The organism is Stenotrophomonas sp. STEN021, assembly GCF_056760175.1.
Genome location: NZ_JBRREH010000041.1, coordinates 1 through 15421, shown reverse-complemented (window position 1 = coordinate 15421; position 15421 = coordinate 1). Strand labels below are relative to the sequence as shown.

Sequence of the window (15421 nt, the reverse complement as noted above, 5' to 3'; positions counted from 1 at the left end):
GAGTAGACGATCATGGCAGGCAAGCGCGATAAGGTCCGTATGATTTCCTCGGCCGGTACCGGCCACTTCTATACGACCGACAAGAACAAGAAGAACACCCCGGGGAAGATGGAATTCCTCAAGTACGATCCGGTTGTTCGCAAGCACGTGATGTACAAGGAAGGCAAGATCAAGTAATCCTCACGGATTGTTTGAGCTGCTGTTCCAAGCAGAACCCGCCGAAAGGCGGGTTTTGTGTTTCAGGGCCGTGAAAAAGTTCCCGCCCTGCAAGCATAAATACATGCCCCTGCAGCATCAGGCCGGGGTACCGCATCGCCTACAATCGGGCAGATGAGTGTTATCGATACCCCTGCATTGTGTGACCTGGCCATCATTGGTGGTGGCGCCGCCGGCGTACTCGCTGCCATCGGCGTACTGCGCGGCGCAAGCCAGCCGCTGCGCCTGCTGGTGATCGAGCCGAACCTGCCGCTGGCCCGCGGCGTGGCCTATGCCACCACCCGCGACGAGCACGTGCTGAACGTGCCGACCGCCAAGATGAGCGGCTTTCCTGAACAACCCGAGGATTTCCTCGACTACCTGTGTGAAGTGCAGGCCTTTCCTGGGCTGTCGCGGGAACAGTTGGCCGGGCAGTTCGTGTCGCGTCGTTTTTACGCCGACTACCTGCGCCACCGTCTGCAGCAGGCGGTGGACGCCAGCCCTGCGCAGTTCGAGATTCTGGCTGCACGGGTACAGACACTGCAGCCGAATGACGAAGGCGTACTGCTGACCCTGGATTCGGGCCGACCACTGCAGGCTGGCCGGGTGATTCTGGCGGTGGGCAATGCGCTGCGGCCGTTGCCGGCGCGCGGGGCCAGCGGCCTGGCCGACGGCAAGCGCGTGGAAGCCTGGGATTACCCGGCACTCGACGGCATTGCGGACAACGCTGACGTGGCGATCATCGGTTCCGGGCTGAGCATGGCCGACAGCGTGGCAACGCTGCAGGCCAATGGTCATCGCGGCCGTATCCACGTGCTGTCGCGGCATGCGCTGCTGCCGTTGCCGCATGCCAAGGGCGCTGCGGCCGACTACGATCCCGAGCCATTGTTGGCAATGAACCTTCGCCAGCGCATGCATGCGCTGCGATGTCATGCGGCCGAAGCGGCAGCGCGTGATATCCCGTGGCAGAGCGTGATGGAGCGTATCCGTCCGCTGGGTCAACGGCTGTGGCAAACCCTCTCATTCGACGACCAGCGGCGTTTCCTGCGCCATGTGGTGCGCTACTGGGATGTACATCGCCACCGTATCGCCGCGCCGTTGCATGCGCAGCTGCTGGAGCTGCAGAAAGCTGATCGGCTGCTGTTGCATCGTGGTCGCCTGGAAACTGCCGTTGCCGAAGGCGCCTGCGTACGTCTGACCGCACAGGACCGTTGGCGTCAGCCGCTGCAGCTGGAAGTGCAATGCGTGGTCAATGCCACCGGCGTGGAGATGCGTGCCCAGGCGATGCGCAATCCGCTGCTGCAGCAGTTGCTCGGCAGTGGCGTGGGCCGCGCCGGCCCGCATGGGATTGGTCTGGATACAGCGCCGGATGGCAGCTTGATCGACGCCGATGGCGTGGTCGAGCCGCGCGTGCAGGTGTTGGGCAGCCTGCGTATTGGCAGCCTGTGGGAAAGCCTGGCCATTCCTGAATTGCGTGGGCAGGCGGCAGCGGCAGCAAAACAAGCGCTGTAATGCTGTTGCCCCCTCCCTTTTGCGCAGCAAAGGGGAGGGTTGGGGAGGGGTTGGCTCTTAAGGCCTTTCCAACACTGCCGGCTTCGCGGCTTACGCCGCTCCTGCAAAACTGGTTCCTGGTAAAGCCCTTGCCGAGCATGGCTCGGCACTACCGGGACGCCTTCCCGTAAAATGGGCGCATGGATGTCTCCCACCTGCTCGACGGGCTGAACGCAGCCCAGCGCGAGGCCGTTTCCGCGCCTCTTGGTCACCACCTGATTCTTGCCGGCGCCGGTTCCGGCAAGACGCGCGTGCTTATCCATCGCATCGCCTGGCTCACCGAAGTCTGTGGCGTGCCCGCGCACGGCATTTTCGCGGTTACCTTCACCAACAAGGCGGCCGGCGAAATGCGCCACCGTATCGACCTGCAGCTGAGCAAGGGCAGCCGCGGCATGTGGATCGGCACCTTCCACGGCCTGGCACATCGTCTGCTGCGCCTGCACTGGGCCGATGCCAGGTTGCCCGAAGCCTTCCAGGTGATGGATTCGGACGACCAGCTGCGCATGGTCAAGCGCGTGGTCCAGCAGCTTGAGCTGGACGACAGCAAGTACCCGCCCAAGCAGGTGATGTGGTGGATCAATACGCAGAAGGATGAAGGCCGCCGTCCGCAGCACATCCAGCCCGAGCCGCATGACCAGTGGGGCGAAACCCTGCGCCAGGCCTATGCGGCCTACCAGGAGCGCTGTGACCGCGCCGGCCTGGTCGACTTCGCCGAGCTGCTGCTGCGCGCGCATGAACTGCTGCGCGACAACCCGGCGCTGCTGGCGCATTACCGCGCCCGCTTCCGCGAGATCCTGGTCGACGAATTCCAGGACACCAATGCCATCCAGTACGCCTTCGTGCGCGTGCTGGCCGGCGACAGCGCGCATGTGTTCGTGGTCGGTGACGATGACCAGGCCATCTACGGCTGGCGCGGCGCCAAGGTCGAGAACGTGCAGCGCTTCCTCAAGGATTTCCCTGGCGCGCAGACCATCCGCCTGGAGCAGAACTACCGCTCCACCGCCAACATCCTTGGCGCCGCCAATGCGGTGATCGCGCACAACCCGGACCGCATCGGCAAGCAGCTGTGGACCGACAGCGGCGACGGTGATCCGATCGATCTGTTTGCCGCCTACAACGAAATGGACGAGGCGCGTTACCTGGTCGAGCGTGCGCGGCAGTGGGTGCGTGATGGTGGCAGCTACGGCGACGTCGCCGTGCTCTACCGCAGCAACGCACAGTCGCGTGCCTTCGAAGAAGCGCTGCTCAGCGAGCAGGTGCCGTACCGCGTGTATGGCGGCATGCGCTTCTTCGAGCGTGCCGAAATCAAGGACGCGCTGGCTTACCTGCGTTTGATGACCAATCGCAACGACGATGCGGCCTTCGAGCGCGCGGTGAACACGCCGACGCGCGGCATCGGCGAGCGCACCTTGGACGAAGTGCGACGCATTGCGCGCCAGCAGGCGCTGCCATTGTGGGAAGCGGCGATGCTGGCCACGCAGGGCACCGACCTGACCTCGCGCGCGAAGAATGCCTTGGCCGGCTTCATCAACCTGGTGCAGCAGATCACCGCCGAGACCGGCGAGATGGATCTGTCCGAGCGCATCGATCATGTGCTGTCGCGTTCGGCGCTGCGTGAACATTGGGGCAAGGAAAGCCGCAACGCGCTGGATTCGGAATCGCGTACCGACAACCTCGACGAATTGATTTCGGTGGCATCGCGCTTCGTGCGTCGCGAGGACGATATCGAAGAAGGTGCCGAGGACATGAGCGAGCTGGTTGCGTTCCTGTCCTATGCCTCGCTGGAAGCTGGCGAAGGCCAGGCACAGGCAGGTGAAGAAGGGGTGCAGCTGATGACGCTGCACTCGGCCAAGGGCCTGGAGTTCCCGCTGGTGTTCCTGGCTGGCATGGAAGAGGGCCTGTTCCCCAGCGCACGCTCGCTGGAAGAAAGCGGGCGTCTGGAAGAGGAGCGCCGTCTGGCTTATGTCGGCATCACCCGCGCGCGGCAGAAGCTGGTGCTGGGCTATGCCGAATCGCGCCGCATCCACGGCCAGGACAATTACAGCCTGCCGTCACGCTTCCTGCGCGAGATCCCGCGCGAGCTGCTCAACGAAGTGCGCCCCAAGGTGCAGGTCTCGCGCCCGGCTTCGCTTGGTGCAAGCCGGTCGATGGGCGGCCACGCCAATATCGAAGCACCGCCAATCAAGCTCGGTGCGTTGGTGAATCACCCGAAGTTCGGCGAAGGCATGGTCACCGACTACGAAGGTAACGGCCAGCATGCTCGCGTGCAGGTCGAGTTCGCCGACGCCGGCAGCAAGTGGCTGGTGATGGCATATGCAAATCTGACAGTGATTTGATTTGGTGATGGGTGCCGGCGGTTTGTCGGTGCCCATTGTCTGAGTGGAGAGCTGCCGAGCATGGCTCGGCACTACAGTTGGGTTGCGTGATTCCTCAGCTGCTCCCAGTCCAGATCGAACTTGGCCAGGTATTTGCGCAGGCGGTCGGCGTCGTTGGTGCTGGCGCGTTGGGTACGCGATACCGCGAACAGTTCACGGCCAGCTGCTGACAGGGTTTTTGAGCGCAGGCAGACGCGTACCACTTCCTCCAACTGCACGCGGTCGAAGCGGTCCAGCTGGTTCGCTGCATCACCCATCAATGCCTGCAGCGGCGATGCATCATCGCCGCCATGCCATTGCGTGCGCAGGCGGTTTATCTCCTCGTCAACGCCATCGGTCTGGATGCGGCCGGCATTGGCCAGTGTCGCCATGCGCACAACACTGGCGCCCAGATCGCGGAAGTTGCCGCGCCATGCAGCTTCGCTGCTGGTGGCGAATGTCAGATAGCGGCTACGCGCTTCGGCGTTGAAGCGCACGCGTTCGTGCTGCTCGCGTGACCAGCGCTCCAGTTCGAATTCCAGGTTGGGCTCGATGTCCTCGCTGCGTTCGGCAAGGCCGGGTAGTTGGTAAGTCCATAGGTTCAGGCGTGCCAGCAGGTCCTCGCGGAAGCGGCCTTGGCGGACATCGTGCTGCAGGTCGCGGTTGGTGCCGGCAATCAGCTGGAAGTCGCTTTCCACCTCGCGGTCACTGCCCACCGGCAGGAAGCGCTTCTCTTCCAGTGCGCGCAGCAGCATGGCCTGCTCGTCCGCACCCAGCTCGCCGATCTCGTCGAGGAACAGCAGGCCCTGATGGGCTGAGCGCAGCAGGCCGGCGCGGTCGCTGCTGGCGCCGGTGTAGGCGCCCTTGGTGTGGCCGAACAAGGTGCTCATCGCGCCATCGCCACGCAGGGTGGCGCAATTCACCTCGACGAAACGCCCGGGCAGCTGGTGCTTGAGCTTCTTCAGCTCGAACACGCGCTTGGCCAGCTGGCTCTTGCCGGCACCGGTGGGGCCGGTCAGCAGCATCGGTGCGTGCGAGCGCGTCGCGACTTTCTCGATCTGCTCGATCATCCGGTTGAAACCCGGGTTGCGGGTGGCGATGCCGCTCTTGAGCAGGTCGCGGTCCTGCAGTTGCTGCTGGGCGAAGCGCTGGGCGATGTGGTCGTAGCGCGACAGGTCCAGGTCGATCACGGTGTGGCTGCCGGGGTCGCCATTGGCTTGCTTGCGCGGCGGCGAGGTCTGCAGCAGGCGGCCGGGGAAGTGCCGGCTTTCGGTCAACAGGAACCAGCAGATCTGGGTGACGTGGGTGCCGGTGGTGATGTGGACGTAGTAGTCCTCCTCGTCCGGCTGGAAGGGATAGCTCGCCAGGAAGTCATGCAGGCGTGCGTAGACGCCTTCGAATTCCCAGGGGTCGACCAGATAGGTGTCGTGCAGGCGCAGCTCGGTGCTGGGTGATACCAGCGCCAGGTCCTCCTGCACCAGTTTGGCCAGCCGGCTGAAGCGGCGCTGGTCCAGCATCAGCTCGATGCGGTCGGGCTGGAAGTCCTCGTGCATGCCCAGGGCGACCGTGGGCCGCCATTTCTCCCAGCGGCCGGGGCCGCTGCCCGAATCGAGCTGGGTGCCGAGCATGCCGAAGATGACCTGACGCTTGGACATATCCATTCCTATAAAAGGCGCGCTCAAAGTATACGTAGGTCCGCATCGTGGATGCGCGAATCTTCTCCTGGAAATTAAAAATATCTTTGTAAATCAATAAATTGATCGAAGAATAGAAAGGTTGGCACGGCGATTGCGTTTATAGGGGCAAGACAAGCGGCGGGCAGTTCCCGCCAAGGAGACACGAAATGGCCAACGCAAATCTGTTCGCATCCTTCCGCGGCGCCCTGCTGCCGAAGGCCACGGTGCGCAACGAAGCCGGTGGATCGGCCTATGTCCGCGACCCGCGTGCGGCCTTGGCCCTGTTCGCCGCCACCGGTTGCTTGAACAGCACCTTCTACGCCAGCGCCGATGCGCAGCTGGAGCAGGTGCAGGCGCTGTGCAACGAGGTCGATGCCGGCTTCATTGCCCGCACCGCCGCCTATGCCCACGGTGTGGCGCATATGAAGGACGTGCCGGCGCTGCTGTTGGCGCTGCTGAGCGTGCGTGATGGCGAGGCCTTTGCCGCGGCCTTCCCGCATGTGGTCGACAACGGTCGCATGCTGCGCACCTTCGTGCAGATCATGCGCAGCGGTCGGGTGGGTCGCCGTTCGCTGGGCTCGTTGCCGAAGCGCCTGCTGCGGCAGTGGCTGGAGCAGGCTTCGCCGAAGGCGATCATCCGCGCTGCGATCGGCAACCAGCCGTCGCTGGCCGATGTGATCCGCATGGTCCACCCCAAGCCGCAGGATGCCGCGCGTGAGGCGCTGTATGCCTGGGTGATCGGGGGGCCGTACGACGAGGCGCTGTTGCCAGCGGAACTGCGTGCCTACGAGGCGTTCAAGCGCGAACCGCGCGGGATGCTGCCGGACCTGCCGTTCCAGTACTACAGCGCGCTGGCATTGGATGCCGCGCAGTGGTCGGTGCTGGCGCGCAACTCAAGCTGGCAGCAGCTGCGGATGAACTTGAACACCTTTGCCCGTCACGGTGTGTTTGAGGATGCGGCGATGGTGGCTGAAGTGGCAGCGAAGCTGCGTGACCCGCAGCAGATCGCCCGCTCGCGGGTGCTGCCTTACCAGCTGCTGATGGCTTACCACGCCGGTGCGGCACTGCCGCGTTCGATCCTGGACGCGCTGCAGGACGCGATGGAAGTGGCGACCGCGTCGGTGCCGGCATTGCAGGGCAACGTAGTTGTGGCGGTGGACGTCTCCGGTTCGATGCAGTGGCCGGTGACCGGCTATCGCAAGGGGGCAAGCTCGGCGGCGCGGTGCGTCGACGTGGCGGCCTTGATCGCGGCCTGTGTGTTGCGCGGTCACCCGCAGGCGCAGGTGCTGCCGTTCGACACCGAGGTACGTCCGCAGCAGCTGAACCCGCGTGACAGCGTGATGACCTTGGCGCGGCAGCTGGCGATCAATGGTGGCGGCACCTCGGTAAGCGCACCGCTGGCGCATCTCAACCGCAAGCGGGCGCAGGTGGATCTGCTGGTGCTGGTGTCGGACAACGAAAGCTGGCGTGACACCCGCGGCAACCGTGAGACCGCAACCATGCGTGAGTGGGCCGCGCTGAAGGCGCGTTGCCCGCAGGCGCAGCTGGTCTGCATTGATCTGCAGCCGGTGGCCAGCAGCCAGACGGTCGAGCGCGAGGACGTGCTGCATATCGGCGGTTTCAGCGATGCGGTGTTCGAGCTGTTGGCCAATGCCAGCCTGCCGCCGGCCCAGCGTCCGCGCTGGGTGGAGCGGATCGCGGCGATGAATTTGTAAGGGCGATACGGATGTCGCCGATGTGATGCCCGGCCGGCAATGGGGCCGGCCGGGCCTGGAGACTATTTCATGGGAGAAGGCGGATGCCGGCCTGACTACATTGGTTGTTCATTCCGGTTCGAATCCGGAGAGTCAGTCCAACCCTTGCCGTCTGCTCCCACCCTTCATGTCGGTCTGTACGAATGCCGATGGAACTACAGCATTTGACGCTCCAGGTCGCGGGTTCGATTCCCGCCCGATGCCGCAATGCATCGGTAGCTCAGTGGATAGAGCAGGATCGCCGCCTTGCCTCGTGGCACAGCGGTGAAACGTTCCATCATTCTTGTCGTACTTGCCGGCACCTTGTTCGTATTACTTCGTGCTTCGGCATGAAAGCGCTTCAACGTCGGCATGCACGAATGCCGAAGGAACTACAGCCTCTTAAGCTCCGGGTCGCGGGTTCGAATCCCGCCCGTTGTGGAAACGCAGCGGTAGCTCAGTCTGGTTAGAGCAGGATGTTCCTTCAAACCTTGTCGTGCAGGCCGGCACCTTTTGCAGATGTTGCACGCGGTGAATGCAGGTGGAACTACATTGGAAGCCCTTCGGGGTCGGGTTCAAGTCCCGACTGCCTTGCCAGCCCTGTGCTGGCACTGCAGACAGTTCCACCCCCTTTGTCACCGCACCTTTGATTTGAAGATGACAGGAAAGCCATCAATGAACGACACCAATTACAACGTGATCCAGGAGCCGGGTGCGGCACCGATCAAGCTGTGGACGCGCGGCGTGCCACTGGAAGACGAAGCCCGCGAGCAGCTGAAGAACATCGCGCGCCTGCCCTTCATCCATCAGTGGGTGGCGGTGATGCCCGACGTCCACCTGGGCAAGGGCGCAACCGTGGGCTCGGTGGTACCGACCATCGGCGCCATCATCCCGGCAGCCGTCGGCGTGGATATCGGCTGCGGCATGATCGCCACCCGCACCACGCTGACCGCCAGCGACCTGCCGGACAACCTGTCGGCGCTGCGCAGCGCGATCGAGCGCGCAGTGCCGCACGGCCGCAGCGTGACCCGTGGCGGCCGCGACAAGGGCAGCTGGGACACCGCACCGGAGCTGGCGGTGAAAGGCTGGTCGCAGCTTGCTGCCGACTTCGCCCTGATCTGCGAGCGCCACCCCAAGCTGAAGAACACCAACAACCTCAAGCACCTGGGAACGCTGGGCACTGGCAACCACTTCGTCGAGGTATGCCTGGATGAAGCGCAGCGCGTGTGGTTCATGCTGCACTCCGGCTCGCGTGGCGTCGGCAATGCCATCGGCACCTACTTCATCGAGCTGGCCAAGCAGGAAATGCGTCGCTGGATGATCAACCTGCCGGACCAGGACCTGGCGTACCTGCCGGAAGGCAGCGCGCATTACGGCGACTACGTGTTCGCGGTCGACTGGGCACAGCGTTTCGCCCGTATCAACCGTGAGGTGATGATGCGCAATGTGGTTGCGGCCGCGCGTACGGTGATCAGCAAGCCGTTCGAGGCCCAGGCCGAGGCGGTCAACTGTCACCACAACTACGTCAACCGCGAGCACCACTTCGGCAAGGATGTACTGGTCACCCGCAAGGGCGCGGTGAGTGCACGCAAGGGCGAGATGGGCATCATCCCGGGCAGCATGGGCGCCAAGAGCTTCATCGTGCGCGGGCTGGGCAACGAGGACAGCTTCCACAGCTGCAGCCACGGTGCCGGCCGCGTGATGAGCCGCACCAAGGCGCGCAAACTGATCAGCGTGGATGACCACATCAAGGCCACCGCGCACGTGGAATGCCGCAAGGACGCCGAGGTAGTGGATGAGTCACCGGCCGCCTACAAGTCGATCGAGGCGGTGATGGAGGCGCAGCGCGATCTGGTTGAGATCATGCATACCCTGCGTCAGGTGGTGTGTGTGAAGGGATAAGGCAAGATGGCGCCCCACTGCGGTGGGGCGCCACAGGAAGGCAGGACAATGGAAATGATTGAAATCGATGGAACCCAGGGCGGCGGGCAACTGCTGCGTTCCGCCCTGAGCTTGAGCCTGTGCACCGGGATTGGCTTCGCCATGCAGGACATCCGTGCGATGCGTTCGCGGCCGGGACTGATGCGCCAGCACCTGACCGCGGTCAACGCCGCAGCGCGGATCAGCAATGCGCAGGTGGAAGGCGCTGCGCTGGGGGCGACCACGCTGCGCTTCGTGCCTGGCATCGTGCAGGCGGGCGACTACCACTTCGCCATCGGCAGCGCAGGCTCGGCGACACTGGTGCTGCAGACCGTGCTGCCGGCACTATGGCAGGCAGCTTCGCCATCGCGCGTGCGGCTGGAAGGCGGCACGCACAACCCGATGGCGCCGAGCGCCGACTTCATCAGCAGCTGCTATCTACCGGCATTGGCGCGGATGGGCGTGCAGGCGGAGTTGCAGTTGCATACCCCGGGCTTCCATCCGGCCGGTGGCGGGGTGCTGGAAGCGACGGTGCAGGCGTGTACGCAGTTGCAGCCACTCGAGTTCAGCGTGCGCGGGCCATTGCAGGCGCTGGAGGCACAGGTACTGGTGTCGGGCCTGCCTGCCGCCATCGGTCAGCGCGAGCTGGATGTGCTGGCCAAGCGCTTCGGCGTGGACACCCATCCACGCCATGTGCGGGTGGTGCGGCCGGCGCTGGGGCCGGGCAATGTGGCTTCGGTGACGGTGCGGCATGACCAGCATGTCGAGCATTTCGACAGCCACGGCGAGCGCGGGCTGGCTGCCGAGGACGTGGCAGGCCGGCTGGCCGATACCGTGCAGGCCTACCTGGATGGCGGTGCCTGCGTGGGCGAGCACCTGTCAGACCAGTTGTTGCTGCCGATGGCGCTGGCTGGCGGTGGCCGCTTCACCACCGCCACCCTCAGCGATCATCTGTGCAGCAATGCGCGGCTGATCGAGAAGTTCCTGCCGGTGGAATTCGACTGGCAGCAGCGCGGACCACACTGGGAGGTATGGGTCAGCGCCTGATCGGCCCGGTTTGATCTTGCGCAAGGCATGGAGGCAACATCGGGTGTGCAATGGTGTCACCACCACCCTTTCCTGCAAGGAGAACTGCCATGTACAAGCGCATCCTGATCGCCACCGACGGTTCCGAGCTTTCCGCCAAGGGCCTGGCCAAGGGGCTGGAACTGGCCGCCCAGCTGGGGGCGCATGCCGACATCGTCACGGTTTCCGAGCCGTGGGCGGTGGGGATGTACGACGCCATGGGCTGGAGTGCCGGCTACGAGGCCAGCCCGGAGTACAAGAAGGACCGCGAGGACGCCGCGCAGAAGATCCTGCAGCCGGCGCTGGCCGCGGCACACGCAGCTGATGTGGCCGACGTGCAGACCCACCACGTGCTGGACCGCTACGCCGCCGACGGCATCATCGACACCGCCAAGGCCTGCGGCAGCGATCTGGTTGTGATGACTTCGCACGGCCGCCGTGGCGTCACCCGGGTACTGCTGGGCAGCCAGACCTCCGAAGTGCTGGCCCGCAGCACGGTGCCGGTGCTGGTGATCCGCTGAGGCCTTCACCCCCTCCCTTTTGCCGTAGGCAAAGGGGAGGGCTGGGGAGGGGGCTTCTTGCTGCGTCCCCGAAAGGAACCAGCAACCTGAATCAACAAAGCCCTCGGTCGAGGGCTGTTGCCCCCTCCCTTGCGCGCAGCGAAGGGGAGGGCTGGGGAGGGGTTGCTTCCCGCTATGTCCCCAAAGAAACCAGCAACCGGAATCAACAAAGCCCTCGATTCGAGGGCTTTGTCTTACCGGGTGAGCGGGCGTGTTGGCCTGCGGGCTTGGCTGCCAAAAGCACCCCTCCCCAACCCTCCCCTGCGCTTCGCGCAAGGGAGGGGGTAGAAGCTCACCAGCTATACAGCTTCCAGTACACCGGCTTGGTGCCGTCCTTGTCGCTGTCCATGCGGCCGTCGCCATCGCGGTCGTACATGTAGAACGGGGCACCACGGGCCGGGGTCACCTTGACCATGCGCAGGGTGCCACCGACGCGGTATTCCTCGATGGTGTCGCCGTTGTCCATCGCCTTGCGGGTGACATCCGCACCTTTGACATCAACCGGTGGCGAGCCAGCGCCGAGAGTGGCGCAGCCGGCCAGGGCCAGCAGGGGGATCAGCAGCAAGGATTTCATGGTGGTGCTTCCTTCGGTGGGAATGGTCCGATTATGCCTGTCCACATGCAGCAGCGGCCCGCCGCGTAGAATCAGCGCATGAGCAGATTAGTCCTTATTGACGGTTCCAGTTACCTGTACCGCGCGTTCCACGCGCTCCCGCCGCTGACCAACGCCAACGGCGAGCCTACCGGCGCGCTGTTCGGCGTGGTCAACATGCTGCGTTCCACGCTGAAAGAGAAGCCTGAGTACGTCGCCTTCGTGGTCGATGCGCCGGGCAAGACCTTCCGTGACGACATGTACGCCGAGTACAAGGCCAACCGCCCGCCGATGCCCGACGACCTGCGCTCGCAGGTGCAGCCGATGTGCGACATCGTGCAGGCGCTGGGCATCGACATCCTGCGTGTCGACGGTGTCGAAGCCGATGACGTGATCGGTACGCTGGCACTGGCTGCCGCTGCGGACGGACTGGAGGTCACCATCTCCACCGGCGACAAGGATTTCGCCCAGCTGGTGCGGCCGGGCGTGGTGCTGGTCAATACCATGACCGGTAGCCGCACCGATTCGGATGCAGCGGTGATGGAGAAGTTCGGCGTGCATGCCGAGCAGATCGTCGATTACCTGGCCTTGATGGGTGACACCGTCGACAACGTGCCCGGCGTTGAAAAGTGCGGTCCCAAGACCGCTGCCAAGTGGCTGGCCGAATACAACGATCTGGATGGCGTGATTGCCGCCGCCCCGAGCATGAAGGGCAAGATCGGCGAGAACCTGCGTGCTGCGCTGCCGCGCCTGCCCTTGAACCGTGATCTGGTCACCATCCGCACCGACGTGCCGCTGGAACAGGGGCCACGCGACCTGCAGCTGCGCGAACAGGACGTGGAGTCGCTGCGCGGCCTGTATGCGCGTTACGGCTTCACCCAGGCGCTGCGTGAACTGGGTGGGGTTGCCGCACCGGACGTCGCTGCCGACAGCAAGCCCAGCCTGCGTGGCACTGCTGCCGGCTATGCCAAGGCGGCCGACAGCGAACCGGTGAGCGGCCTTGATCCGGCGATGGCGACCAAGGGTGAATACGAGACGGTCTTCACCGGCGAACAACTGCAGGCCTGGGTTGAGCGTTTGCAGGCTGCCGACGAATTCGCCTTCGATACCGAAACCGATGCGCTGGATGCGATGCGCGCCAACCTGGTCGGCATCAGTCTGGCGGTGGAAACGGGCAAGGGTGCGTACATCCCGGTCGGCCACATCTACCCGGGCGCGCCGGCACAGCTGCCGCTGCAGCAGGTGCTGGATGCGCTCAAGCCGCTGCTGGAGGACGCCGGCAAGAAGAAGCTCGGCCAGCACGGCAAGTACGACATCCATGTGCTGCGCCGCCACGGTGTCGACGTGCGGGGCTATGCCGACGACACCATGCTGGAAAGCTTCGTGCTGAACTCCACCGCTACCCGCCACGACATGGACTCGCTGGCGCAGCGCTATCTTGGCTACACCACCACCAAGTTCGAGGACGTGGCGGGCAAGGGCGCAAAGCAGATTTCGTTTGCCCAGGTAGGCATCGACGAAGCCGGCGCCTACGCCGCCGAGGACGCCGACATCACCCTGCGCCTGCACCGTGTGCTGGCCCCGCAGCTGGCGGCGATACCGTCGCTGGAAGGCGTGTACCGCGACATCGAGATGCCGCTGGTGCCAGTGCTGGCGCGCATCGAGGCCAACGGCGTACGCATCGATGCGGCTGAGTTGAAGCGGCAGAGCAATGATCTGTCCGCACGCATGCTGGCTGCGCAGCAGAAGGCCACCGAGCTGGCTGGGCATACCTTCAACCTGGATTCGCCCAAGCAGCTGCAGGCGGTGTTGTTCGACGAGCTTGGCCTGCCAGCATTGGTGAAGACTCCCAAGGGCCAGCCCAGCACCAATGAAGAGGCGTTGGAGGCGATTGCCGAGCAGCACGAATTGCCGCGGGTGATCCTGGAGTACCGTGGGCTGACCAAGCTGCGCAGCACCTATACCGACAAGCTGCCGGAGATGGTCAACCCGGATACCGGTCGCGTGCACACCAGCTATCACCAGTCCGGTGCCGCGACCGGGCGCCTGTCTTCATCCGACCCCAACCTGCAGAACATCCCGGTGCGTACCGAGGATGGCCGCCGCATCCGCCAGGCCTTTGTCGCACCGGCGGGGCGCAAGCTGATGGCCTGCGACTACTCGCAGATCGAACTGCGGATCATGGCGCATCTGTCCGAAGACCCGGGCCTGGTGCGTGCGTTCGAGCAGGGCGCCGACGTGCACCGTGCCACCGCGGCCGAAGTGTTTGGTCGCGCGCTGGACGAGGTGACGCCGAACGAGCGTCGCGCGGCCAAGGCGATCAACTTCGGTTTGATGTACGGCATGAGCGCATTTGGCCTGGCCAAGAACCTGGGCATCGATCGCGGCCAGGCACAGGATTATGTGGCGCTGTACTTCAGCCGCTATCCGGCGGTGCGCGATTTCATGGAGCGCATGCGCGTGCAGGCACGTGAGCAGGGTTATGTGGAAACCCTGTTTGGTCGCCGCCTGTACTTGAATGACATCAACGCCCGCAACCAGGGCCTGCGCGCCGGTGCCGAGCGTGCCGCCATCAATGCGCCGATGCAGGGCACCGCCGCGGACATCATCAAGCGCGCGATGGTCAGCGTGGACAGCTGGCTGCAGGGGCACAGTGACAAGGCCAAGATGATCCTGCAGGTGCACGATGAACTGGTGTTCGAGGCCGACATCGCATTCATCGACACCTTGCGCGCCGAAGTCGAGCAACGGATGGCAGCCGCCGCGAGCCTGCGTGTGCCCTTGGTAGTCGATACCGGAATCGGGGAAAATTGGGACGAAGCTCATTGATTTTCTAGTTTCTTAACTAGAAAGTTTTAGTAAATGAAACAATGCGTCGCGTTACATCGTATTTATTAAATACCACTCGTATTTGGCAGATGAATCTGTCCTTAATTCTCCTGAAAGAACGACAGAATCTTCACGATCCATCAAGGTTGGGAATGCTCATATAGTCCGCGACAGACGCAACGTCTGTCGCGGATCTCTCCCATCCCCTGGAGCAGATCTCGGAGCGGGGATTCCTCCCCAAATGCCCGCTCCCCGGCCCCGTCGACCCCCCCCTGGTCGGCGGGGCTTCTTTTTTGTGCGGATGAGATCATCGCGGCTGCCGATGCAGTCGCCGCGCTGCTCGTATCATCTTGATCGGCGATGGCCGAGGATGGCGTCATCGAGTGATGGAGGGGAACCATGTCCGATCTTTTTGCGCTGGCGATGCCGTGGTGGGAGTTCATCCTGCGTGCGGTGATTGTCTATGTCGTGGTGCTGGTGATGGTGCGGCTGGCGGGCAAGCGCACGCTGGGCCAGTTCACACCATTCGACATGTTGTTGCTGGTGCTGCTGGGCAATGCCGTGCAGAACGCATTGCTGGGGACGGACACGTCGTTGGCCGGTGGCTTGTTGCTGGCAGCCACCTTGATCGGGCTGAATTACTTCGTGGGCTGGATCACCACCCGCAGCCCGACCGTGGAGCGGATGATAGAAGGCGAGCCGGTGGTATTGGCGCGGCATGGCCATGTGCTGCAGAAAGTGCTGCGGCGCGAACTGGTGAGCAAGGCAGATTTTTCCAAGGCGATGCGCGATGCCGGTTGCGACGACGTCGATGAAGTCGACCTGGCACTGCTTGAAACCAACGGTCACATCACCATCATCCTCAAGAAGGACAACAGGTAGTGCCGAGCCATGCTCGGCAAGGGGCTTTACCAGGAAACCAAACTTGTAGGAGCGGCGTAAGCCG

11 protein-coding genes are annotated in these 15421 nt (G+C 64.0%); 9 read left to right on the top strand and 2 right to left on the bottom strand.

Going from position 1 to position 15421, the window contains the following annotated elements; all coding sequences use genetic code 11:
* The first annotated feature begins 9 nt into the window (after nucleotides 1–9).
* From rpmG to uvrD, 3 genes are all read left to right on the top strand, one after another.
* Complete coding sequence (rpmG, locus tag ACVOL0_RS10645) at nucleotides 10–177, top strand: 50S ribosomal protein L33 (RefSeq protein ID WP_172675037.1); 168 nt, start codon at nucleotides 10–12, stop codon at nucleotides 175–177.
* 153 nt (nucleotides 178–330) lie between these two features.
* A complete protein-coding gene (locus ACVOL0_RS10640; RefSeq protein ID WP_481549066.1) occupies nucleotides 331–1707 on the top strand; it encodes an FAD/NAD(P)-binding protein in 1377 nt (458 codons plus the stop codon).
* A gap of 179 nt (nucleotides 1708–1886) precedes the next feature.
* The gene (uvrD, locus tag ACVOL0_RS10635) at nucleotides 1887–4082 is read left to right on the top strand and encodes a DNA helicase II (RefSeq protein ID WP_481549065.1); all 2196 of its coding nucleotides are present in this window, start codon (nucleotides 1887–1889) and stop codon (nucleotides 4080–4082) included.
* A gap of 71 nt (nucleotides 4083–4153) precedes the next feature.
* On the opposite strand, the gene rtcR is transcribed toward uvrD, so the two are convergent.
* Entirely contained in the window at nucleotides 4154–5755 is a 1602-nt protein-coding gene (gene rtcR / locus ACVOL0_RS10630; RefSeq protein ID WP_481549064.1) for an RNA repair transcriptional activator RtcR, read from the bottom strand.
* A gap of 188 nt (nucleotides 5756–5943) precedes the next feature.
* On the opposite strand from rtcR, the gene ACVOL0_RS10625 reads away from it, so the two are divergent.
* The 4 genes from ACVOL0_RS10625 (at nucleotide 5944) to ACVOL0_RS10610 (ending at nucleotide 11015) form a co-directional block, all read left to right on the top strand.
* Entirely contained in the window at nucleotides 5944–7491 is a 1548-nt protein-coding gene (locus ACVOL0_RS10625; RefSeq protein ID WP_481549063.1) for a vWA domain-containing protein, read from the top strand.
* Between the two features lie 693 nt (nucleotides 7492–8184).
* The gene (locus ACVOL0_RS10620) at nucleotides 8185–9411 is read left to right on the top strand and encodes an RtcB family protein (protein ID WP_481549062.1); all 1227 of its coding nucleotides are present in this window, start codon (nucleotides 8185–8187) and stop codon (nucleotides 9409–9411) included.
* Nucleotides 9412–9459: 48 nt separating this feature from the next.
* Complete coding sequence (gene rtcA, locus ACVOL0_RS10615; RefSeq protein ID WP_481549061.1) at nucleotides 9460–10476, top strand: RNA 3'-terminal phosphate cyclase; 1017 nt, start codon at nucleotides 9460–9462, stop codon at nucleotides 10474–10476.
* A gap of 89 nt (nucleotides 10477–10565) precedes the next feature.
* Nucleotides 10566–11015, top strand: a complete 450-nt coding sequence (locus ACVOL0_RS10610; RefSeq protein WP_481549060.1) for a universal stress protein — start codon at nucleotides 10566–10568, stop codon at nucleotides 11013–11015.
* A 331-nt stretch (nucleotides 11016–11346) separates the two neighbouring features.
* Here ACVOL0_RS10610 and ACVOL0_RS10605 read toward each other — a convergent pair whose 3' ends face one another.
* Nucleotides 11347–11628 (bottom strand): DUF2782 domain-containing protein, encoded by a 282-nt coding sequence (locus ACVOL0_RS10605; protein ID WP_313174142.1) that lies wholly within the window; start codon nucleotides 11626–11628, stop codon nucleotides 11347–11349.
* A 78-nt stretch (nucleotides 11629–11706) separates the two neighbouring features.
* On the opposite strand from ACVOL0_RS10605, the gene polA reads away from it, so the two are divergent.
* Together polA and ACVOL0_RS10595 are read left to right on the top strand one after the other, a co-directional pair.
* Nucleotides 11707–14475: a DNA polymerase I gene (gene polA, locus ACVOL0_RS10600; protein WP_481549059.1), complete on the top strand. Its 2769-nt coding sequence runs from the start codon at nucleotides 11707–11709 to the stop codon at nucleotides 14473–14475.
* A gap of 399 nt (nucleotides 14476–14874) precedes the next feature.
* On the top strand, nucleotides 14875–15357 hold the full coding sequence (locus ACVOL0_RS10595) for a DUF421 domain-containing protein (protein ID WP_481549058.1): 483 nt from the start codon (nucleotides 14875–14877) through the stop codon (nucleotides 15355–15357).
* Nucleotides 15358–15421: the final 64 nt, after the last annotated feature.